This window comes from Pantoea sp. RIT-PI-b (assembly GCF_001187905.1).
Classification (GTDB): Bacteria; Pseudomonadota; Gammaproteobacteria; order Enterobacterales; family Enterobacteriaceae; genus Pantoea; species Pantoea nemavictus.
Genome location: NZ_LGIS01000012.1, coordinates 849,012 through 865,200 on the forward strand (window position 1 = coordinate 849,012; position 16,189 = coordinate 865,200).

The following is a 16,189-nucleotide window of genomic DNA, read 5'->3' on the forward strand; positions in this document are numbered from 1 at the left end:
CGTTGTAGGGTCGCCATTCATGGCGACCTTTACCACCTATGTTGGAGATATATGGCTAAGCCCTCGATATTTTTAGATTTTAGTTTGTTGAAAAATAACGCATCGTTCCGCGCGATTTTCTGCGCTCGCATGCTATCGGTGTTTGCGCTCGGCATGCTGGCAGTGGGCGTACCGGTGCAGATTCAGGCGATGACCGGTTCCACGCTGCAGGTGGGCGTGGCGGTGATGCTCGATGGCATCGGCATGTTTATCGGCCTGCTGCTCGGCGGCGTGCTGGCCGATCGCTACGATCGCCGCAAGCTGATTCTGTTCGCTCGCGGCACCTGCGGCATCGGCTTTGTGCTGCTCAGTCTGAATGCCTTCAGCCCGGCGCCTTCGCTGCTGGCGCTCTATTTCCTCGCCTTTTGGGATGGCTTCTTTGGCGCCCTGGGGATGACCGCGCTGATGGCGGTCATCCCGCTGATTGTCGGTCGCGAACATCTGGCGGAAGCCGGCGCACTCAGCATGCTGACGGTACGCCTCGGCGCGATTCTGTCACCCGCGCTCGGCGGCATGATCATCGTCGCAGCGGGCGTCGGCTGGGCCTTTGCCGTCGCCGCTATCGGCACGCTCGCCACGCTAATTCCGCTGGTGCGTTTACCGACGATGCAGCCTGAACAGCAGGAGCCGGAGCATCCGCTGCGCGCGCTGGCGAGCGGCATGCAGTTTGTCTGCCAGCATAAAGTGGTCGGCGCGGTGGTGCTGGTTGGATTGCTGCTGAGCATGGTCGGTGCGGTGCGTATTCTGTTCCCGGCGCTGGCGCTGGCGTTTCACGCCGATGCCTCGGCATTAGGTTTGATGTACTCGGCGGTGCCGCTGGGTGCGATGATTGGCGCGTTTACCAGCGGCTGGGTGCGACAGTTAACGCGTCCGGGGCTGGTGCTGATTGGCTGTGCGCTGCTGGCGTTTACCTGCATCGCCTCGCTCGGTCTCTACAGCCATTTGCTGCCCGCGCTGCTGGCGCTGGTGTGTTACGGCTACAGTAACGCCATCGCCTCGCTGCTGCAGTTTATGCTGACGCAGCATCATACGCCGGATGCGCTGCTGGGCCGCGTGAACAGTCTGGGAACGGCACAGGATGTCACCGGCGATTCGGTGGGTGCGCTGGGTTTAGGCGCGCTGGCACGGGCGCTGGCGCCGCTGAGCAGCGTGCTGTGGTTTGGCGGCCTGGCCGCGGGCCTGTTGGTCCTGCTGTCGCTGGCGGCGCGCGGCCTGCGCACCGCGCGTCTTAGCCATCAGCCGGAGACACCGCAGCCGGCCACCGCTGATGCTTAATGTGAGAACTGCCGCTCGATGCTGCTGAGCATATTGCTGGCGCTGTAGTAATCAAGGCGGAAAGTGTCGTTACCCATGGCAAAAATGTCGTGCTGCTGCACCGCTGGCAAATGGGCGAGGAACGGATTCTTCGCCACCTGCGGCACGGTTTTTTCATCGGCGGCAAACAGCAATAGGGTATTGCCGGTGATGCCATCGGCCATGTTTTCCCCGCTCATCTGGATAATGTCATTGCGCTTGCCCATGCTGGTGCTGCCCTGGAAACTGGCGGGCGGCGCGGCTAAGGTAAAACCTAAATCCTTTAACAACGCGCCCTGCGCCGACGCCGGTGTCCACAGGTTTAAACCCCGCCCATCTTCGTAATAGACCAGCGCAGAGGTCGGCTGCGGCGGCAGCGTAATCTGGTTGCGCACCGCGGCAACGCGCTGATCGAACGCCGTAATGACCTGTTGCGCATCCGCGTCGTGACCGGTGATTTCGCCCAGCTGCAAGGCCAGCGCCTGCCAACTCTTATCGCCGTAGTCGATCACTAAAACCGGTGCGATGGTGCGTAGCTGATCGTAAAGACGCAGCGCCGAATCCCCGCCGGTAGCGGCCATCACAATCAAATCCGGGGCTTCGGCAGCAATCGCTTCGGCGTTCGGCTGCGACACATACAGCGGTTTTACCTGACGCGCTTTCGCCACTTCACTCCACTGAGTAAAGAAGCCCTGCGCATCCGCGACGCTGCTGTTGCGGCTGGTGGCGCCAGAGCCGATCAGCGGCGCGTTAATGGCCAGCAAGGTGCCGCTCAGCGTGACGCTAGTCGAAACAATACGCTGCGGCGGCTGTTGCAACGTAAATGGGCCTTGCGGTGTTTCGATGGTGCGCGGCCAGCTGGCGTTGGCCTGGACGTTAGTGCAGATGACAAATAGGCTGAGCAGCAGAGAAAGAGCGGGGAAACGCATCAGGTTGTCCATGACTTGATAGTTGAGAATAAATATCATTATCAAAAATACAGCGGTGTGCAAGCGTAATTCTTTGTGTATTTCAGTCGCCATGAATGACGACCCTACATATTCGTAGGGTGCGCATTAATGCGCACCTGGCAGAAGTTACTGCAGTGAATAACGCGCCATCGGCGCCACATCCTTAATCACCCCATTCGCTCTCATATATTCGCCAAATGCCTGATAGCGCGCCCGATCAAACTCTGCGCTGTGCGCAGCGAAGTACGGCAGCGTCGCCTGCCACGCTTGATGATTCAGTTTGGTGTTCAGCTCCGGATATTGCTTGATAAACGCCTGCCACGCCTCTTGCGGATGCGCGCGCAGCCACGCCACGCCGGCATCCAGACCGCGCAGGAACGCCGGAATACGTTTATCCTGCGCCGCGGTTTTCTGGTTCGCCAAAATGATCAGCTCGTCGTACGCTGGCACACCATGATCTTCCGGCTTGAACACCGTCGGATGGGCACCTTTGTCCTGCAGATCTAACAGCTCATAGTTGCGGAAAATGGTCATTGCACCATCAATCTTGTGCGTCAATAGCGCCGATTCACCGTCCATATTCAGGTTAATCAGCTTCACTTTATCGGCATCAACGCCCTGCGATTTCAGCATATTGCGGATCGCTACATCCTCGGTGCCCGGCACGGCGTAGCCCAGGGTTTTCCCGGCAAAGTCCTTGAGCGAGTGGATATCACTCGACAGCGTCGTCAGCGTGTTCAACGGCTGGTTGACCATAGTGCCAACGCGGATCACCGGCACCTGTTTCTCCACCAGCGTATACAGCTGCGGCTGGTAGCTGATAGCGAGATCGACTTTCCCCGCCGCCAGCAGCAGCGGCACGGATGCCGAATCGGCCGGTGCGATCATCTCCACCTCCAGCCCCTCTTTTTTAAAGGCGCCGCTGTGCTGGGCAGCAAAAATCGCCGCGTGGTTCGGGTTGATAAACCAGTCGAGCAGCAGACGAACTTTCTCTGCAGCGTGCGCGCTGCTGGTCGTCAGCAGCAGCAAAGCGGTGATGGCGATACGTAGGGTGTTCAAGGTGCATCCTTATAGAGTTTGCCAGAGGGTTTTCTTACGAATAAGCGCTACGCTGCCGGAAAGCAGCAGCGCCAGAATCAGTAACAGCAGCAGCGCAGCAAAGCTGGTGGCGGTTTCAAGGCGAGCATTCGATTGCATCATCAGATAGCCCAGCCCTTCACTCGCCCCAACCCACTCACCGATTACCACGCCGATCGGTGCCAGCACTGCCGCCATCTGTAAGCCGGAAAAAAACTGCGGTAAGGCGGCGGGCCAGCGCACGCGCCAGAAGATGCGGAAGCGCGATGGCGTGGTGGTTTGCGCCAGCTCCAGCCAGCCGCTCGGCGTGCGACACAGCCCATCGAACAGCGACAAGCACAGCGGAAAAAACAGAATCAACGCCGCCACCACCACTTTCGACGCAATGCCAAAACCGAGCCACAGCACCAGCAGCGGCGCGAGGGCAAATACCGGGATCGCCTGGCTGGCAGTCACCAGCGGAAACAGCACGCGACGCAACAGCGGGCTGGCGGCCATCAGCACCGCCAGCGTCACGCCGGCACCCACGCCGAGCAGCAGCGCCAGCACAATTTCCGCCAGCGTATACAACGTGTGATGCCAGAGCAGTTGGCGATGCAGCCATAGCGCTTCAAGCACCGCCTGCGGAGCGGGCAGTAAAAAGGTCGGCACGCCGCTGTGACGCGCCAGCAGCCAGCCGCACAGCAGCACCACGCACAAATAGATCGCGCTAAACAGTGTTTTCATGGGTATTCAATCGGGAGAAAAGTTGCGCCTGCGCCTGCAACACGCCGGGATCATCGAACGGTCGCGGTGTTACACCGTCAGGCACCGGCCAGTTTTCGATGTCCAGCGGTTGGCCATCGAGCAGTAAAATGTCATCGGCCATGCGGCAGGCTTCCAGGGGATCGTGGGTCACCAGCAACACGGTTTTACCTTGCAGCAAGCGTGCGGTCAGCGTCTGCAGGCTAAGTTTGGTCATCACATCAAGCGTGGCGAACGGCTCATCCATCAGCACCACCTCACGCTGCGCATAGAGCGTGCGCGCCAGCGCCACGCGTTGCCGCATGCCGCCAGAGAGTTGATGCGGCGGTGCGTGTGCCACCTCGCTGAGCTTTACCTGCTCCAGCAGCGCTAGCGCGCGCGGACGATCTGCTTTTTCACTGCCCAGTCGTGCCGATAACATCACGTTTTCCAGCACCGTCAGCCACGGATAGAGCAGATCCTGCTGCCCCATCCACGCCACATTGCCGCTCAATCCCTGCACCGCACCCTGTTGCGGCTGAAGTAACCCCGCGATCAAGCGCAGCAGTGTGCTTTTGCCGATGCCGCTGCGTCCCAGCATCACCGTGGTTTTGCCGCCGCGCAGTCGCAGATTCAGCTGCTGGCACAGCGGCTTATCGCCCCAGCTAAAGCTCACGTCGTTGAAAAGAATGTCGTGGCTCATGGGCGATTTGCCGCCAGAATCGCCAGCTGGTTAAAGCCACGCTGCGCCAACACTGACGCCGCCTGCGCGGCACGAATGCCGCTGGCGCATACCAGTACAATGCGTTGCTGCGTCGGTGGCTGCCATGTGGCGATCGCCTGCGGCAGAAGGCGCTCAACGCCCTCTGCGACGCTGACTGGCGCTTCTTCATGGCTACGCAGTTCGACAATGCAGTCATCCGCCGCCAGCAGTTGCCGATCGATAAACGGCACCACCTGTTGCGGTTCTTCGGCCTGATCAAAGCGGAACGGGCGGAAGTGCCAGTTAACAAAATCGCAGTTCACCAGACAGCCAAGCGGCGATGGCTGCAGCTCAAGCAGCACGCTGAGCGCCATCTGCGCCTGCATCGCGCCCAATGCAGCGACCGCCGGACCCATCACGCCTGCGGTGTTGCAGTTCGCCGCCGAGGAGGGCAAGCGGGGAAATACCGCGCGATAGCTCGGCGCTCCGCCACAAAAACCGCCCACGTAACCTTGTCTGCGTAGAACCGAGGCGCTGATTAGCGGGATGCCCGTTAGCATGCACGCATCGGAGAGCTGATAGGTGACGGCAAAATTATCCGCCGCGTCGATCACCAGATCGCACTGCGCCAACGCCTGCTGCACATTGCTGGCGCTCAGTGACTGCTGCAGCGCGTCGATCTGCACCTCGGGATTACGCTGCTGTAATGCCTGCTGTGCGCTGAGCACCTTGGGCTGGCCGATATCCTGCAGAGTAAACAGCGTTTGCCGATGCAGGTTATGCAGCGCCACTTCGTCGTCGTCATAGAGCCGAATATGGCCGACGCCCGCGCCCACCAGCTGCGGTAGCAGCGTCGCGCTTAACCCGCCGGCACCCACCACCACTACGCGCGCGTTGCGCAGTTTGCGCTGCCCGTCTTCACCCACTTCCGGCAGCATCATCTGGCGTTGATAGCGTTCCATATCGCCGCCCATCAGTTGAGATTTGCCAAGCCAAAGATGGGCGTGGACGCACTCGCCATATCACGCTTCTCCATCAATCCGGCGCTACGTGCCGCTCGCCCGGCTTCAATCGCCTGACGGAAAGCGTTGGCCATCACGATGGGATCGCCCGCTTTCGCGACCGCGGTATTCAGCAAAATGCCATCGAAACCCATCTCCATCGCCTGCGCCGCCTGCGACGGCGCACCAATCCCGGCATCAATGATCAGCGGAACATCGCTAAACCAGGCGCGCATCGCGCGCAGGCCGTCGATATTGCGCAATCCCTGGCCGGAACCGATCGGCGCGCCCCACGGCATCAACAGTTCACAGCCTGCCGCCAGCAACTTTTCGCCAACGATCAGATCTTCAGTGGTGTAGGGAAATACCTGGAAGCCGTCGGCACAGAGAATGCGCGCCGCTTCCACCAGCGCGAACGGATCGGGCTGCAGCGTGTCGGCGTGGCCGATCACTTCCAGCTTGATCCACGCGGTATTGAACAGTTCCCGTGCCATATGTGCGGTGGTGACCGCCTCTTTCACCGTGTGACAGCCGGCGGTGTTCGGTAACACGCGGATGTTGAGTCCGGTCAGCAGATCGCGAAATGCTGCACCGGCAGCGCCTTCACGTCGCAGGCTAACGGTGATGATTTCGCTGCCAGACGCGGCAATCGCCTGCTGTAAAATCGCCGGCGAAGGATAGCCCGCGGTGCCGAGCAGGAAGCGTGATTGGGGATCAAGATCGTAAAACATCGCTTAGCCTCCCTGCATCGGTGACAGCACTTCCAGCTGGCAACCTTCATCCAGCAGCTGCGTGTCGTACTGGCTTTTCGGCACGAAGGCGCCGTTAAAGGCGGTGGCCACGCAGGCCACATCAATTTGCTGCTCGATCAACAATTCGCTCAGGCTGGTGGCCTGGGTGCTGATGGCGCGGCCATTAAGCTGAATGTTCATAGGATTGCTCTCCAGATAGGCGCTGCATCAGCTGCTCTGCCAGCATCGGTGCCAGCAGAAAACCGTGGCGATACATGCCGTTGAGATAAAAGGTGTCATTTTGAAAGTGAATTTCCGGCAGATTGGCCGGATAGGCCGGACGCAGCCCGCTGCCGCTCTCGATGACGCGCGCTTCCGCTAATGCCGGATGAATAGCGTAAGCGGCGCTGAGTAACTCCATCATGGCGCGGGCACTGATTGGGCTGGCATCGTCGCTCTCAACCATGGTGGCGCCGAGCATGAAATGGCCGCCGCGACGCGGCACCAGATAGCAGGGAAAACGCGGATGCAACAGGCGGATCGGACGGGAAAACTGCACCTCATCGCTGTGCAGAATCAGCATCTCACCGCGCACTGCGCGCAGGCGCGGCAGTTCGGGCGCCGCATGGATACCTCGACAATCGATAATCTGGCCGCTCGGTGCATGCGAGTTGAAGGCTACGCCGCGGGCGATCAGCTTTTCACGCATCTCCTGCAGCGCCAGGCGCGGATCGAGATGCGCTTCCTGAGCGAAGAACAGACCGCGCGCAAAGCGCCCTTCCAGCGCTGGTTCGATGTGACTGGGATCGACCCATTGATGTTGCTCGGTCATGCGGGCGAAACGGTTGAGTTCCTGGCTATCGCGTGGCGGCGCCACCACCAGCGTACCCTGATGCTCGACGCTGCTGACGCGCTGTTGCCACCACGCGGCAGAGTGCTGTCCAAGGGAGATCACCTCGCGCGGTGCGCTTTCGGATTCGCACCAGGGCGCCAGCATGCCACCCGCAAACCAGGAAGCCGGACGCCGCGATGCATCGCCGATCACCTCAACCTCTTCACCGCGTTCCGCCAGCAACGTTGCCACGCACAAGCCGGCCACGCCGCAGCCGAGCACGCTCCAGCGGCTCACAGCGCCTGTTCCAGGATGTTTAAAAAGGGGAAGTTCACATCGGCCTCTCAGTGTTGACTGAGACCCGCAGATACAGGAGAAGGGAAAGGGCGCCAACCATCGAGCTTGCCTTAGCGCCAGACAGCCAAACTAACAAGCTATCAGTCTTCCTACGCCAGTATCAACTGGGTCAGGTTCAAAGGGTCGCTAAGCCGCGCAGTGCGCTATTAGCCTCTCAGTCTCTGTGGCGAGACTCCCCCGACGCGTCTATTTGTATTGCAGGCGATGGTCGCCGTCAAGCGCGGAATAACCAGATAGTTTACGAGGCATTACATATCACGGCATTTATCGCTACTTAGGCTTGGTAGATTACAAACGTAACATATGGTATACAAACACATTATTGCTGAGAGTATGGATTTCTCTCTTAATTTAATAGCGCGAACAAATTACAGGTGATGTCGGAATAATCATGAACAATATTAAAATTGCATTTATTAAAGCCGGATGGCACAAAGAAATTGTCCATAACGCTCTGGTGGGTTTCGAAAAAGAATTAGCCGATCAATCCGTTGAAGCGCAATTAAAAGTGCTGGAAGTGCCTGGCGCATTTGAAATGCCGCTGTTGGCTAAGCGTCTGGCAGAAACCGGCAAATACGATGCGATTGTCTGCGCGGCGCTGGTGGTGGACGGCGGTATTTATCGCCATGATTTCGTCGCGGCAGCCGTGGTGGATGGCCTGATGAACGTACAGCTGACGACCAACGTGCCGGTGTTTTCCGTGTCATTAACCCCGCATAATTTCCAGCCGGTTGATGTCATCGAAAACTTCTATACCGAGCATTTCATCAAGAAAGGCAAAGAAGCCGCGCGTGCTGTGCTGGCTATTCATAATCTTTCGATTGATTGAAACGTATAAAAGGGAGCAACGGATTAGCTGCTCCCTTTTTAATTATTACGCGTACCCAAGGTTAATTTTCAGAATAGTGCCAGCTGCTTATACGGCAATTATCCTTCCCCCTTCCTGACTAGCCTCGACTTAATGTTTCACACTCATCAAATGATTTTCCTTTACCTGTCGGCGCGGCTCGGAAGGATTGATATCGCACGCTTTTGGCAGTAATAGCGTAAAGATGCCCGCGATCACCAGCGATCCCGCCAGCCAGCAAATCGCCACGTTTTGGCTGTACAGCAGCGTCATGATGCCCACCAGATACGGCCCACAGAATCCGCCCAGGTTGCCTAAACCATTAATGACACCGCGTGCGCTACCTGCCACTTCCGGCGCGGCGATACGTCCGGGAATCGACCAGAATGGGCTGGTCGCCGCTTTCAGGAAGAAGCCGCACACCACCAGCGCGATGTAGGCGGCGACGACGTTGTCATGCAGCACCACCGAAGCCAGCAACGCAGCGGCGAAACAGAACAGCGAAACCATCACCCACAAACGCCGCTTGCCGGTGCGATCGCTCAACCAGGAAATGGCGTAAATGCCCAGAACTGTGGCGACAAACGGGATCGCCGCCAGCAGGCCAACGCCCGCCATATTGCTGCCGGTAAGATTTTTCAGGATACTCGGCAGCCACAGCGTGTAACCGTAATCCCCGGTTTGGTAGAAGAAGTTCAGCGCCACCAACTTCATCAGACCCGAGTTCCGGAACACCGCTTTTAACGGCGCTTTGCTAACCGGTTCCTTTTTAAGATGCTGGGCCTTTTCACGTGCCAGCTCGCGCAGCAGATACTCTTTTTCTCGGGCGGGTAACCAGCGCGCATCCTCAGGACGATCGGCGATCACCAGCCACCACACCAGCAGCACAGCGGCAGAAAGCAGACCTTCAATAATGAACAGCCAGCGCCAGTCCAGCACGTTAATGATGTAGCCCGATATCGGTGCGGTGAACATGCCGCCCAGCGGCGCGAACATCATGACAAAGGCGTTAGCGCGTCCCAGCTCCTTTTCCGGAAACCAGTTGCTGACCATGGTTAACACCACCGGTAGCATGCCGCCTTCGGAAATCCCTAGCACGAAACGCAGCGCCAGCAGCTGATAGTGATGGGTGACAAACCCGGTGGCGATGGAGACCACCATCCACGCGGCCAGCGACCAGGCAATAAAACGTTTCCCGCTGCCATTCACCGCGATACGACCGCCAGGCACTTGTAAAAACAGATAACCGATAAAGAAGATGCCGCTGACCACACCGGCCATTTGGCTGGTGATCGCCAAATCCTGATCCATACCGCCAGGCAGCGCGAAGCTGATATTGACGCGATCCATGAATGAAACAATGCAGGTGATAAGAATTGGGGCAATGACGCGATACCAACGCGTTCCGGGGATTTTTTCGTGCATGCTGCCCTCTCCATGTTTAGCCATGATGCTTAGGTTCAATGGCTATCTATTAAAGAGAGTATGGAAATAATTATTGCGATCTTAATCACTGCAATTAATGTTAAGAAAAAGTGTTACATACGCTGTGATCGCGCATAAAAAAAAGCAGCGCGATGGCTCGCACTGCTCTTTGCACTCTTTTTAATCATTAACGCTGCGGATGATTCACTTCCAGCGGACGCAAATCAAATACCAGCACTTCCGCATCATCACCGTTAGCGAACTGCAGCGCAGTTTCGTTGCGAACCCGTGCACCGTCGCCCTCTTTGAACGTCACGCCGTTCACTTCGATGTTGCCGCGTGCCACGTGAATATAGGCGTAGCGATCGGCATCCAGTTCGAAAGTCTGCTGCTCTGCTCCGTCAAACAGTCCGGCATAAATACGAATATCCTGATGCACGCTGAGCGAACCGTTGTCACCGTTTGGCGAAATGATCAAACGCAGCTGGCCGCGCTTGTCACTCTCTGCCACGGAAACCTGCTGATAACCCGGCTGCGTGTTACGTTCAGCAGGCACAATCCAGATCTGCAGGAAGTGCACCTTATCCGTTTTCGAGTGGTTAAACTCGCTGTGCGTGACGCCGCTACCGGCGCTCATCAGCTGCACATCGCCCGGCACAATCACCGAACCGGTGCCCATGGAATCTTTATGCTCCAGCGCGCCTTCCAGCACATAGGAGATGATTTCCATATTGTTGTGCGGGTGCGCACCAAATCCACGGCCCGCGGCAACGCGGTCATCATTGATCACCAGCAGATCGGAGAAGCCGGTCTGTTGCGGATCCCAATAGTTAGCAAATGAAAAAGTGTGATGTGAGTTCAACCAACCGTGGTCACCCACTCCGCGTTGTTCTGACAGGCGTTGTTCAATCATGATCTGCTCCTCAAATGTGCTGTTGGAGGGCGATTACCCTTCCCGTTGCAGATAAGTATACGTAAACTGATTTGCCTAACAATGCGTTCAAATGACAATGAGTGTCACCGATGAGTGGACAATATGCAGATTGAAGATCTTCGCATTTATGTAGCCGTAATCAAAGCCGGTAACTTCACCGCCGCCGCCGAACAGCTCATGCTGTCGAAACAATATGTCAGCCGCCGTATTGCCGCTCTGGAAGAGTCGCTCGGCACGCGTCTGCTCAATCGTAATACGCGTAAGTTATCGGTGACGGATAACGGACAGCTGTTTGCGCAGCACGCGCAGCGCATTCTCGATGATGTGCAGGAAGCCGAGCTGGCGGTATCGGGACGCCGTCAGGCGCTGCAAGGCAGTTTCCGCCTCAGCGTGCCGATGTCGTTTGGCATCAGCCATCTGTCGCCGTTTATCGCCGAGTTTCTCAGCTTGCATCCGGGATTGCAGTTCCAGGTTGAACTGGCCGATCGCTATGTCGATATGGTGGGCGAAGGTTTCGATATGGCGATCCGCATTGGCACGCTGCCCGATTCCAGTTTGATCGCCAAACGACTCGGCGAGTTCCGGCGAGTCATTTGCGCCAGTCCGGCTTACCTGCAGGGCGCCGGCGCACCGCGCACGCCAGAAGCGCTCACCGAGCATTTGTGCCTGCTCTACGGGCGCGAAAGCCAAACGGGCTGGGAACTGTTTAGAGGCGATGAGCGCAAAGTGATTAGCGTGCAAGGGCCGATGGTTAGCAATAATGGAGAGATGCTGCGCGATGCGGCCGTTGCCGGGCTGGGGCTGATTCTGCTGCCCGAGTTCATCGTGGCACCGGCGTTAGCCAGTGGCGAGCTGATTACCGTGCTGGAAGAGTGGCAACCGGCAACGCTGAATCTGAATGCGCTTTATCCACAGCATCGCCAGCGCAGTGAAATTAATCGGGTGTTTATGGCTTTTTTGCAGGAGAAGCTGGCGTAATCAATGACTTGCACCAAACGTAGCGACGCGATTCATCGCGTTTACCAATGGAGGCACTTTGCCCATCCTGGCAATGCGCAATAAATTGCGCCGCTACGGTGTGTGCTTATTAATAATTATCAGTGACTTTCGTGAGCAAAAGTGATGGATTTACGGCGCGCATCGCGCATCGCCACCGCATGAATCAGCAGGCCTAACACCGCCAGAATCGCGCCCACCCAACCGGTTGACTGCCAGCCCAGGCCAGCTGAAATAGTGACGCCGCCCAGCCACGCGCCGAGTGCATTCGCCAGGTTAAACGCCGAGTGATTCATCGCTGCCGCCATGGTTTGCGCATCACCGGCCACGTCCATCAAGCGGATTTGCAGCACCGCCGCCAGCGCCACCATGGTGCCCACCAGCATCACATTGATGGCACCCGCCAGCGCATAGTGCGCGGCAAACACAAAGGCGCTGAGCACCAGAAATGACCAGATCAGCAAAATGCGGATGGTCTTTTCAATGCCGCGATCGGCCAGACGGCCACCGGCAATGTTGCCGATAATCATGCCCAGCCCGAACAGCGCCAGCACGGCGGGAATCCAGCTCACCGGCATCTGCGCCAGTTCGGTCATGGTCGGTTTAACGTAGCTAAACACCGAGAACAAACCGCCGCTGCCCACCGCGCCAATCGCTAGCGTTAAAAGCACCTGTTTGCGCGTCAAAGCGGAGAGTTCACGCAGCGGGCTGGCCTGTTTGTCGCCAGCCACGTTCGGCACCCACAGCCAAATCAACAGCAAGGTCACCAGCGCCAGACCGCCGACAATGGCAAACGCATCACGCCAGCCGAACCATTGACCTATGGCAGTGACGGCGGGCACGCCGAGTAAGTTGGCGATAGTCAGGCCAAACAGCACCATCGACACCGCCTGCGCGCGCTTTTTGCGTTCGACCAGGCCAGCAGCTACCAGCGCCGCTACGCCAAAGAAGGTGCCGTGCGGGAAACCGGCGAGGAAACGCGCCAGCAGCATCGAGTAATAGCCGGGCGCAATCGCACTCAGCAGGTTACCGGCGGCAAACAGGCCCATTAGCGTCATCAGGAAGTTACGACGTGAGGCGCGTGCGCCCAATACCGCCAGCAGTGGCGCACCAATCACCACGCCGAGGGCATAAATACTGATGAGATGCCCAGCGGAGGGAATCGATACGTTGAGGCCCTTGGCTGCATCGGGCAGCAGGCCCATGATGACGAATTCGCCGGTACCAATGGCAAAACCGCCGGTGCCGAGTGCGAACAGGGCTTTCAGCACGCTCTGACGCGGCAGCGATGCCTCATTCGGCAGCTGAGTAAGTTGGGGTTGTACTGATGACATGAGTTTTCCGAACCACAGGTGAAGAACTCAGTCAGGATCGTGGACGCATTAAACAGCAACCATCGTCGTAACTGAGTTAAGTAAGCGGCATATGATAGCGTAAAAACCCGCACATGCCGTAGCGGCGCAATTTATTGCGCAAAATAGGAATTGGCACACTGCAGCCATTGATTCGCGCGATAAATCGCGCCGCTACAAAACGTGCATGAATTCAGTATTGGCGACTTTGCCGGGCCAAAAGTGCGGCGCCCATCATGCCGCCGTGATGCGCGAACTCGCCGGGGACCACTAAACGCTGTGAGGTGCGGCGTAATACATAGCCCTGCACCACTTCGTCCAATGCTGCGATCAGCGATGTTACGGACGCCAATCCGCCCCCCACCGCCACGCGTGAGGCACCAGTGATATTGATGCTGTAGGCGAGCGGCTGACCGACCAGCTGCAGCCACGCCTTGATGGTTTGCTGTGCCAGCGCATCCTGCTGCTGCCAGCGTGTAATAATCTCAACGCTGCTGGCGGTGCAGTTATGCAATGTCTGATGCAGATTCTCAAGACCGCGCGCGCCTCCGTAACTGTCGAGGCAGCCCTTTTGTCCGCACGGGCAGCTCAGGCGCGGCAGGCGCACGGTGGTGCCATCAATTTCCACTTCGGTGAGCGTAATCGGCCCGTGTCCCCATTCGCCGGTCAAACCATTTTGTCCGGTAATAATGCGGCCATCCGCCACTAATCCGCCGCCCACGCCTGAACCGAGAATGGCGCCAAACACCACTTTATGCCCTCTTCCGACACCGGCTAACGCTTCGGCCACGGTAAAGCAGTCAGCATCGTTATGCACAATGACCTGGCGGTGCAGCAGCGCGCCCAGTTCGTTAGCCAGACTGCGCTGATGAAACGCGGGAATGTTACTGGCAAACATCTCGCCTGACTCTGGCGCCACAATGCCGGCGGTGGAGATCGCCAGCGGGCTATGGGTGGCAAAATGCGCCTGATGTTGGGCAATCATCTGGCTAACCAGCGCGGTGAAATCTTCCCAGCTGGCGGCCGGGATGGGTTGCTGATCGAGCAGGGTTAATTGATCCTGCGCATCCATCGCGCCTAACTTGATAAATGAGCCGCCCAGATCGAGGCAAATTACCGCAGGTTGTTCACTCATAAACGTTTATCCATCACATCACGTAATCCATCACCGAGCACGTTGAAGCCCAGTACGGTAATCAAAATCGCCAATCCGGGAAAGAGTGACACATAGATATTCAGGCCAAGGAAGTTGCGCCCGTCGCTCATCATAGTACCCCACTCTGGCATTGGCGGCTGCACGCCTAAGCCGAGGAAAGAGAGGCTGGCGGCAGAAAGCCCCCCGGCGCCCGCCGTTAACGTCGACTGGACAATCAGCGGGCCAATGGAGTTGCGCAAAATATAGTGCGTGATGATGCGCGGATAGCGCACGCCAAGCATATGCGCCGCTTCGATGTACTCCATATTCTTCAGGCCGAGTGTCAGGTTGCGGCTCAGGCGCGCATACACCGGAATCGAGAACAGCGAGATGGCAATCAGCATATTGGTGAGTCCTTCTCCCAATACGCTAACAATCAAAATCGCCAGCACAATGCCGGGAAAGGCAAAGATGATATCCATCACCCACATGATGAGCGCATCAATCTTGCGCCCAGCCAATCCGGAGATGATGCCGAGCGGAATGCCGATCACCATGGATATTGCCACGCTGAGGCTCACTTCAAACAGCGTGATGCGCGCACCGTAAATCACGCGTGAAAAAATGTCGCGACCATAATCGTCGGTCCCAAACCAGTGTGCGGCCGAAGGCGCTTGTAAGGTATTAAGTAAATCCTGCTCGACCGGATCCCAATGGGTTATCAGCGGAGCCAGCGCGGCGGCGAGGACTACCAGCAGCACCAGCGCGCCGCCAATGGCAATTGACGGATTGGCGATCAGCATTCTGAGCAGGTTTCGGCTGCGTGAACGCGGCGGCAGCGCGGCGCTTTCAATACTGTTCATCAGTCGAACCTTATTTTCGGGTTGAGCAAGCCAATCAAAATTTCGCCCACCAGGTTCATCAACACCACGCCGGTTACGGCAACCAGAGTGACGCCCTGAATCACCGGATAATCGCGGTAACGCACTGAATCCACCAGCAAGCGGCCAATCCCCGGCCAGTTGAACACCGATTCGGTGACCACCGCGCCGCCAATCAGGCTGCCGAAGTTGAGGGCGACAATGGTGACGATGGGGATCAGCGCATTACGCAGCGCGTGCTTCCAGTGAATGCTGCCAGAGGACAATCCCTTGGCTTTGGCGGTGCGAATGTAATCCTGACTCAACACATCCAGCATGCTGGAACGCGTCATGCGGGCAATCATCGCCATCGGCAAGATCGCCAGCGTGACGGTGGGCATGATGTAGTTTTTCCATGAATCAGCGCCCAGCAGCGGCAGCCAGCCCAGCTCTACGGCAAAGTAGTTCATCGCCAGTAGCGCCAGCCAGAAGTTAGCAATCGACGCACCGGCGATGGTCAGCACCATAACGATTTGGTCGGGAATGCGCTGGCGATAAATTGCGCCAGTCATCCCCGCCGGTACGCCAATCGCAATCGCCAGCAGATAAGCCAGCGCCGCCAGCGATAAGGTGTAGGGCAACCGCTCACTGATTTCCGTCATCACCGGACGCTGCGACTGCAGCGACAATCCGAGGTTGCCATGCAGCGCTTCCGCGGCAAACTTGACGTATTGCAGCGGCAAGGGCTGATCCAGCCCCAGCCGCACTCGCATACTGTCCACCGCTTCCTGTGGCGCTTCCGGGCCGGCCATCAGCCGCGCCGGATCGCCCGGCAGCGCACGGATGGCGATAAACACGATGATCGACACGCCGAAGATAATGAGCGGCAGCGAAAGCACCTTTTTTGCGACGTACGCTTTCATTTCACATCAGC

The 16,189-nt window shown here is 57.9% G+C and carries 17 protein-coding genes and 1 riboswitch; of the genes, 3 read left to right on the top strand and 14 right to left on the bottom strand.

Translation table 11 applies throughout. The annotated features are described in order from the left end of the window. The first annotated feature begins 51 nt into the window (after positions 1–51). Positions 52–1,314 (top strand): enterobactin transporter EntS, encoded by a 1,263-nt coding sequence (gene entS, locus AC790_RS05625; RefSeq protein ID WP_049851147.1) that lies wholly within the window; start codon positions 52–54, stop codon positions 1,312–1,314. Here the strand turns inward: entS and fepB are convergent. The 8 genes from fepB to AC790_RS05665 all read right to left on the bottom strand — a co-directional run bounded on the left by fepB (position 1,311) and on the right by AC790_RS05665 (position 7,646). After that, entirely contained in the window at positions 1,311–2,261 is a 951-nt protein-coding gene (gene fepB / locus AC790_RS05630) for a Fe2+-enterobactin ABC transporter substrate-binding protein (protein WP_235440727.1), read from the bottom strand. The two genes, entS and fepB, sit on opposite strands and share 4 nt — an antisense overlap. A 147-nt stretch (positions 2,262–2,408) precedes the next feature. Beyond that, a complete protein-coding gene (locus tag AC790_RS05635; RefSeq protein WP_049851148.1) occupies positions 2,409–3,341 on the bottom strand; it encodes an ABC transporter substrate-binding protein in 933 nt (310 codons plus the stop codon). A gap of 9 nt (positions 3,342–3,350) precedes the next feature. Further along, a complete protein-coding gene (locus AC790_RS05640; protein WP_072093394.1) occupies positions 3,351–4,085 on the bottom strand; it encodes an ABC transporter permease in 735 nt (244 codons plus the stop codon). Next, on the bottom strand, positions 4,069–4,785 hold the full coding sequence (locus AC790_RS05645) for an ABC transporter ATP-binding protein (RefSeq protein ID WP_049851149.1): 717 nt from the start codon (positions 4,783–4,785) through the stop codon (positions 4,069–4,071). The genes AC790_RS05640 and AC790_RS05645 overlap by 17 nt, the downstream gene beginning before the upstream one ends. After that, the gene (locus AC790_RS05650) at positions 4,782–5,747 is read right to left on the bottom strand and encodes a HesA/MoeB/ThiF family protein (RefSeq protein WP_049851225.1); all 966 of its coding nucleotides are present in this window, start codon (positions 5,745–5,747) and stop codon (positions 4,782–4,784) included. Before AC790_RS05650 ends, AC790_RS05645 begins: the two co-directional genes overlap by 4 nt. An 11-nt stretch (positions 5,748–5,758) precedes the next feature. After that, positions 5,759–6,517, bottom strand: a complete 759-nt coding sequence (locus AC790_RS05655; RefSeq protein ID WP_049851150.1) for a thiazole synthase — start codon at positions 6,515–6,517, stop codon at positions 5,759–5,761. Between the two features lie 3 nt (positions 6,518–6,520). Then, positions 6,521–6,718: a sulfur carrier protein ThiS gene (gene thiS / locus AC790_RS05660; protein ID WP_007891245.1), complete on the bottom strand. Its 198-nt coding sequence runs from the start codon at positions 6,716–6,718 to the stop codon at positions 6,521–6,523. After that, positions 6,702–7,646 carry an FAD-dependent oxidoreductase gene (locus AC790_RS05665; protein ID WP_049851151.1) on the bottom strand — a complete coding sequence of 315 codons (945 nt, stop codon included), beginning with the start codon at positions 7,644–7,646 and terminating at the stop codon, positions 6,702–6,704. The genes thiS and AC790_RS05665 overlap by 17 nt, the downstream gene beginning before the upstream one ends. A gap of 129 nt (positions 7,647–7,775) precedes the next feature. Next, a riboswitch (TPP riboswitch) is annotated at positions 7,776–7,895 on the bottom strand. Positions 7,896–8,097: 202 nt separating this feature from the next. Here AC790_RS05665 and AC790_RS05670 point away from each other — a divergent pair. Then, entirely contained in the window at positions 8,098–8,535 is a 438-nt protein-coding gene (locus AC790_RS05670) for a 6,7-dimethyl-8-ribityllumazine synthase (protein WP_007891239.1), read from the top strand. Positions 8,536–8,664: 129 nt separating this feature from the next. Here AC790_RS05670 and AC790_RS05675 read toward each other — a convergent pair whose 3' ends face one another. Together AC790_RS05675 and AC790_RS05680 are read right to left on the bottom strand one after the other, a co-directional pair. Next, positions 8,665–9,978 (bottom strand): MFS transporter, encoded by a 1,314-nt coding sequence (locus AC790_RS05675; RefSeq protein WP_049851152.1) that lies wholly within the window; start codon positions 9,976–9,978, stop codon positions 8,665–8,667. Positions 9,979–10,165: 187 nt separating this feature from the next. Further along, the gene (locus AC790_RS05680) at positions 10,166–10,891 is read right to left on the bottom strand and encodes a pirin family protein (RefSeq protein ID WP_049851153.1); all 726 of its coding nucleotides are present in this window, start codon (positions 10,889–10,891) and stop codon (positions 10,166–10,168) included. Positions 10,892–11,014: 123 nt separating this feature from the next. On the opposite strand from AC790_RS05680, the gene AC790_RS05685 reads away from it, so the two are divergent. Further along, positions 11,015–11,890, top strand: coding sequence for a LysR family transcriptional regulator (locus AC790_RS05685; RefSeq protein ID WP_049851154.1), 876 nt, complete (start codon positions 11,015–11,017; stop codon positions 11,888–11,890). A gap of 119 nt (positions 11,891–12,009) precedes the next feature. On the opposite strand, the gene AC790_RS05690 is transcribed toward AC790_RS05685, so the two are convergent. The 4 genes from AC790_RS05690 to AC790_RS05705 all read right to left on the bottom strand — a co-directional run bounded on the left by AC790_RS05690 (position 12,010) and on the right by AC790_RS05705 (position 16,178). After that, positions 12,010–13,242: an MFS transporter gene (locus tag AC790_RS05690; protein ID WP_007891232.1), complete on the bottom strand. Its 1,233-nt coding sequence runs from the start codon at positions 13,240–13,242 to the stop codon at positions 12,010–12,012. 211 nt (positions 13,243–13,453) lie between these two features. Beyond that, positions 13,454–14,395, bottom strand: coding sequence for an ROK family protein (locus AC790_RS05695; protein WP_049851155.1), 942 nt, complete (start codon positions 14,393–14,395; stop codon positions 13,454–13,456). Next, complete coding sequence (locus AC790_RS05700; RefSeq protein WP_049851156.1) at positions 14,392–15,258, bottom strand: ABC transporter permease; 867 nt, start codon at positions 15,256–15,258, stop codon at positions 14,392–14,394. Before AC790_RS05700 ends, AC790_RS05695 begins: the two co-directional genes overlap by 4 nt. Continuing rightward, the gene (locus AC790_RS05705) at positions 15,258–16,178 is read right to left on the bottom strand and encodes an ABC transporter permease (protein WP_049851157.1); all 921 of its coding nucleotides are present in this window, start codon (positions 16,176–16,178) and stop codon (positions 15,258–15,260) included. The genes AC790_RS05700 and AC790_RS05705 overlap by 1 nt, the downstream gene beginning before the upstream one ends. Positions 16,179–16,189 lie beyond the last annotated feature (11 nt).